Consider the following 883-nt stretch of genomic DNA (forward strand, 5'->3'; position numbering starts at 1 on the left):
GGCTGGCGGCGCCATCGATGCGCAAGGTGCTGCCGCTGACGAACGCCGCTGCCGGGCTGAGCAGGAAAACAATCGCCGCGCTGACTTCCGATTCGGTGCCGATGCGCTTGAGCGGCACGTGTTCGCGCAAAGTCGGAATTGCAGCCTTGAATGCGCCTTCGTAGGTGTCCATGCCGCTGGAGGCAATCCAGCCCGGCGCCACGGCGTTGACCCGCACCCCGGCATAACCCCATTCGTACGCGGCGGTCTTGGTCAGGTTGTCCATGCCCGAACGTGCCGCGCCGGAGTGGCCCATACCGGGCATGCCGCCCCACATGTCAGCGAGCATGTTGACGATGGCGCCGCCGTGCTTGCTCATGGACTGGTTGAACACTTCCCGGGCCATCAGGAAACCGCCCACCAGATTGGTGCGCATCACGGTTTCGAAACCCTTCTGATTGATCGATGCCAGGGGCGACGGGTACTGCCCGCCAGCGTTGTTGACCAGGCCATGAATGGGGCCATGTTTGCGGATCAATTCGCTGACCAGGTGCTGCACCGGTTCTTCCTCGCGGATGTCGCAAACCGCCCAATCGGCCTTGCCACCGTCTTCGGCGATCTCCGCTGCAACGGTTTTCAGCTTGTCGGCCTTGCGCCCGACCAGCAGCACATGGGCGCCGAGGGCCGCCAGTTCGTGGGCGGTGCAGCGGCCGATGCCACTGCCACCACCGGTGACAATGATGTTTTGGCCGGCAAACAAATCGGCTTTGAAAATCGAATCGTAGGCCATGGCAGCAATCCTCTAGTTGAACTGGTCGGCGATGCGCTGCGGCACCGGAATCTGGATTTCCAGCAGTTGCTGGGCGAAGGCCTTGCCTTGCGGATCGATTCGCAGGCTGGCGAC

2 protein-coding genes are annotated in these 883 nt (G+C 62.9%); both read right to left on the reverse strand.

Features of this window, described 5'->3' with window-relative positions:
* Positions 1-769 (reverse strand): SDR family oxidoreductase (locus PMI29_RS26250; protein ID WP_007994195.1); only part of this gene is annotated, 769 nt, incomplete at its 3' end.
* A 12-nt stretch (positions 770-781) separates the two neighbouring features.
* Positions 782-883, reverse strand: a 102-nt coding sequence (locus PMI29_RS32435; protein ID WP_007994196.1) for a hypothetical protein, incomplete at its 5' end; no start/stop codon positions are given.

The organism is Pseudomonas sp. GM49 (genome assembly GCF_000282355.1).
GTDB lineage: Bacteria > Pseudomonadota > Gammaproteobacteria > Pseudomonadales > Pseudomonadaceae > Aquipseudomonas.